Genomic DNA, 3,727 nt, shown 5'->3' with positions numbered 1-3,727 from the left:
GGCGAGATCGCCGCGGATCGAGCAGCAGAGACAGCCCGATTCCATCAGCACCAGCGTCTCGCTCGACGTCTCGATCAGATCGTGGTCGAGGCCGATCTCGCCGAGTTCGTTGACGATGACCGCGATGCGCTCGCTGCGCGCCGCGCGCAGCAGATGGTTGAGGACAGTCGTCTTGCCAGCCCCGAGAAAGCCGGTCAGCAGCGTCACGGGGATCCGGCGCGGCTTGAACAGCATGGACGAGGTCTCCCAGTGTGTTTAGATATGTTATAGCATAACTTTTTATGAGGAAAGCCCATGACGCGTCCGATCGCCTTCGCCCCGCGGGACTCTGTCGAAGCCGTCGAGGAGGGCCTCACGCTTGCGCCGCGCTTCGGCGCGGACGGGCTGATGCCCTGCGTGACCGTGGACGCCGTGTCCGGCGCGGTGCTCATGCTCGGTTGGATGGATGAGGCCGCGCTGCGCCTCACCTTGAACACCGGCGAGGCGCATTATTGGAGCCGGTCGCGGCGGGCGATCTGGCGAAAGGGCGCTGTCAGCGGCCTGACGCAGCGCGTCGTCGAGGCGCGGATCGACGACGACCAGGACGCGCTGCTTCTGCGCGTCGCCGTCAGCGGCTCCGGCGCAAGTTGCCATGTCGGCTATCGCTCCTGCTTCTACCGCCGCATCGAAGCCGACGGCGCGCTCGCCTTCGTCGAGACCGACAAGCTCTTCGATCCGAAGACCGCATACGGCGATTTGCCGAACCCGACGCAGCTGTGAGGCGCGCGCGAATGCTCGCGCATCGGCGCTATCGCCCTTGGGATGGATCGAACAGATGGTGAAGCGGCTCGAGACATACGAAGACTGGAAAACCTGCATCACAGTCGATTGCGGCATTCCGCTGACGCGCGCCTTCTGCGTCGAACGTCTCGCGGAACTGCGCGACGCGGAAGCTTATCCGACGCTCCGCTTCGTCAATACCTGGGGCGACGCGCATCGGCGGCGCGTGATCGAGTGGTTCGAGCGCGCGGCGGCGGAGCTGTCGGCGACCGAAGGCGTCGCCGGGCCGCGTTCGGCGTGAGGTGCGCGAATCCGTACGCGTCCTGAGCGACGTGTCGCCATGTCACGATGCGCTAATCCGCGTCGCAGCCGCGCCCGGCCGTGATCACGAGAAAGCCGCCGCCCGCGGGGTCGGCCAGCGGCGCGACAGCGGCGATGACCCCGCGCCGTCGCGCATCGAGCAGTTGGCGGCCGACCGGCAGAAACAGGGTCTTTCCGCTTTGCGGCCCTGCCGGGTCGATTAGAACGAGAAGCGTGGCCGCGGTACTGAAGCGGCGCTGGTCCAGCAAACGCTGGACGGCTGCGCGGGCGTCCTCGACCGACACCCCACGCAGATCGAGCACCTGCTCGGCGTCCGCCCTCCTGAGCGTCAGCGCGGCGACGTCATCCGGGTCGAAGAATGGCACGATGCTCTCTTTGCGGGACATTGTCGCCAGAGGGGTCGGGCTTGCGACGCGGCGGCCTGGCCGCCGCGCATTTGCGCCCGCTCGCGTCAGCCCGCCAAGATCTTCCCGGGCAGAGAGTTGACCGTCATCGTGTCGTCGGGGCGGAAATGGATCACTGAGCGGATCGACTCGCCAGCCTTCAGCAGATCGAAGGCCGTGTTGATCTGCTCGTGCTTCATGTGGTGGGTGATGTAGGGATCGATGTCGAAGTCGCCCCGCAGCCACTCGTCCACCATGCCCGGAAGCTGGCTGCGGCCGCGCACTCCGCCGAAAGCCGTGCCGCGCCAGACGCGGCCGGTGACGAGCTGGAACGGCCGCGTGGCGATCTCCTGCCCGGCGCCGGCGACGCCGATGACGGTGCATTCGCCCCATCCTTTGTGGCACGCCTCGAGCGCAGCGCGCATCAGGGTGACGTTGCCGACCGCCTCGAAGGTGTAGTCGAGACCGCCATTCGTCATCTCCACCAGCACGTCCTGGATCGGCTGCACGTGGTCCTTCGGGTTGACGCACTCGGTCGCGCCGAGCGACATGGCGAGCGGAAACTTGTTGGGGTTGACGTCGATCCCGATGATCCGCGACGCGCCGTTCAGCACCGCGCCCTGGATGACCGCCATGCCGACCGCGCCGAGGCCGAACACCGCCACGCTCGCGCCCGCCTCGACCTTGGCGGTGTTGCGCACCGCCCCGATACCGGTCGGCACGGCGCAGCCCATGACGGAGGCCTTCGACAGCGGCGCCTCGGGCGAGATCTTCGCCACCGAGATCTCCGGCAGCACCGTGTATTCGCTGAAGGTGCTCGTGCCCATGTAATGCAGGATCGGCTTGCCCTTGTAGGAGAAGCGCGACGTGCCGTCGGGCATCACGCCGGCGCCTTGGGTCTTGCGGATGGTCTGGCAGAGATTGGTCTTGCCGGACTTGATGTAGGGGCAGTTCGGATCCTCGGGGATGTAGAGCGGGATCACGTGATCGCCCGGGACCACCGAGGTGACGCCCTTGCCCACTTCCTCGACCACGCCGCAGGCTTCATGTCCGAGAATGCAGGGGAACAGACCCTCGGGGTCCTCGCCCGAGAGCGTGAAGACATCGGTTTGACAGAGGCTCGTCGTGACGATCCGGACGAGAACCTCGCCGTCCTTCGGCCCCTCCAGATCGATCTCCTCGATCTCCAGCGGGCGGTTGGGCGCCCAGGCGATGGCGGCGCGGGTTTTCATGGGCGTGGTCTCCCTGTCGGTTGATGTTTCGTTCGGCGATCTGTGGGCCGGGACGATCTCGCCCCGCACCTCAGTCAGTCGTCCTCGTCATCCGGCTCGAACGGATCGATCACGAGCAGCAGCCGCGTCTCGCCGGTCCCCTCGATCGGCGGCGAGCGATGGACGAGGCCGGTTGTCTCTCCCGGCCAGCGCCGGCCCCGGAACAGCGCTGCGGCGCCGCGGGGAGCGCGGTCGATCCGGTCCGGCGTCTCGCCGCGGGGCGCCACGCCATAGTCGGCGCCCGGCCCGCGATAGGTGCAGAGCAACCGCAGCCGGACATTGTCGACGTGGAACTTGCGGCAGCTGTCGGTGCGGACGACGTCGAGCCGCAGGCGGATCATCGGGGCGCGCGCGGCGCGCGCGAAGAGCAGGGCGAGCGCCGCGACGTCGCCCGCCAGCAGGTCGCGTTCGCGGCCAGGGGAAAGGCCCGCGCCGTCGCAGGCCGCGATCACGGCCTCGCCCGCGAGGCTGTGGGGCATGGCCGCCCGCAGGCTGGGCAGGCGCTCGGGCGGCAGGGCGTCGATCCAGGCCGCGAAGACCGGGTCGGGCGCGCGGCGCCAGATGGCCGCGGCGACGCCGATCTCACCGATGCGTAGCAGGCATTCGGGCTCGGCGACATGGAGCACGCGCGTGGCCGACGGGGCGGCGGAACCTGGAGCGGATGGGCGCGCGGCTGCGGCGGCTGTGGTCATGGCGGGTCTCCGGTGGTCTCGCGGCGGAACGCGGCGGCTTTCGCCCTCGCGTTCCGCGGATCGTTCGTTCGGGTCAGTGGGCGTGGTCGGCTTCCGCCGCGAGCAGCAGCAGCGATTGCGGGGCGCCGCCGACGGTCACCCGTTCGACCACGGTCATGGTTTCGGCGTCGACGATCGCGATCTGCCCCGTCGCCGGGTCCGACACCGCGACGCGGTCGCCCGCCGCCGCCATCATCGGACGGATCACGCCGCGCTCCATCGAATAGGCGGCCGTCACGCCGGAGGCCTCGCCGAGGATGCG

6 protein-coding genes and 1 pseudogene are annotated in these 3,727 nt (G+C 68.8%); 2 read left to right on the top strand and 5 right to left on the bottom strand.

Annotated features, from left to right (window positions below):
- On the bottom strand, positions 1-234 hold a 234-nt coding region (locus tag V7Q31_RS18000; RefSeq protein WP_333835225.1), incomplete at its 3' end, for a CobW family GTP-binding protein.
- A gap of 60 nt (positions 235-294) precedes the next feature.
- On the opposite strand from V7Q31_RS18000, the gene hisI reads away from it, so the two are divergent.
- Positions 295-759, top strand: coding sequence for a phosphoribosyl-AMP cyclohydrolase (gene hisI, locus V7Q31_RS17995; RefSeq protein ID WP_333835224.1), 465 nt, complete (start codon positions 295-297; stop codon positions 757-759).
- A 55-nt stretch (positions 760-814) separates the two neighbouring features.
- On the top strand, positions 815-1,060 hold the full coding sequence (locus V7Q31_RS17990; protein ID WP_333835223.1) for a hypothetical protein: 246 nt from the start codon (positions 815-817) through the stop codon (positions 1,058-1,060).
- Between the two features lie 52 nt (positions 1,061-1,112).
- Here the strand turns inward: V7Q31_RS17990 and V7Q31_RS17985 are convergent, their stop codons facing one another.
- From V7Q31_RS17985 to V7Q31_RS17970, 4 genes and pseudogenes are all read right to left on the bottom strand, one after another.
- A complete protein-coding gene (locus V7Q31_RS17985; RefSeq protein WP_333835222.1) occupies positions 1,113-1,445 on the bottom strand; it encodes a hypothetical protein in 333 nt (110 codons plus the stop codon).
- Positions 1,446-1,531: 86 nt separating this feature from the next.
- Positions 1,532-2,695, bottom strand: coding sequence for an S-(hydroxymethyl)glutathione dehydrogenase/class III alcohol dehydrogenase (locus V7Q31_RS17980; protein ID WP_333835221.1), 1,164 nt, complete (start codon positions 2,693-2,695; stop codon positions 1,532-1,534).
- 74 nt (positions 2,696-2,769) lie between these two features.
- Entirely contained in the window at positions 2,770-3,426 is a 657-nt protein-coding gene (locus tag V7Q31_RS17975) for a DUF1826 domain-containing protein (protein WP_333835220.1), read from the bottom strand.
- A 73-nt stretch (positions 3,427-3,499) separates the two neighbouring features.
- Positions 3,500-3,727, bottom strand: a pseudogene (locus tag V7Q31_RS17970) (hypothetical protein); the annotation flags it as partial.

Source organism: Rubrimonas sp. (assembly GCF_036788415.1).
GTDB lineage: Bacteria > Pseudomonadota > Alphaproteobacteria > Rhodobacterales > Rhodobacteraceae > Rubrimonas.
The sequence above is the reverse complement of the archived record's forward strand: the minus strand, read 5'-3'. Positions and strand labels throughout refer to the sequence as shown.

Coding starts and splice junctions, on each gene's coding strand:
- hisI (WP_333835224.1), top strand. CDS start 295: ATGACGCGTCCGATCGCCTTCGCCCCGCGGGACTCTGTCGAAGCCGTC.
- V7Q31_RS17990 (WP_333835223.1), top strand. CDS start 815: ATGGTGAAGCGGCTCGAGACATACGAAGACTGGAAAACCTGCATCACA.
- V7Q31_RS17980 (WP_333835221.1), bottom strand. CDS start 2,695: ATGAAAACCCGCGCCGCCATCGCCTGGGCGCCCAACCGCCCGCTGGAG.
- V7Q31_RS17975 (WP_333835220.1), bottom strand. CDS start 3,426: ATGACCACAGCCGCCGCAGCCGCGCGCCCATCCGCTCCAGGTTCCGCC.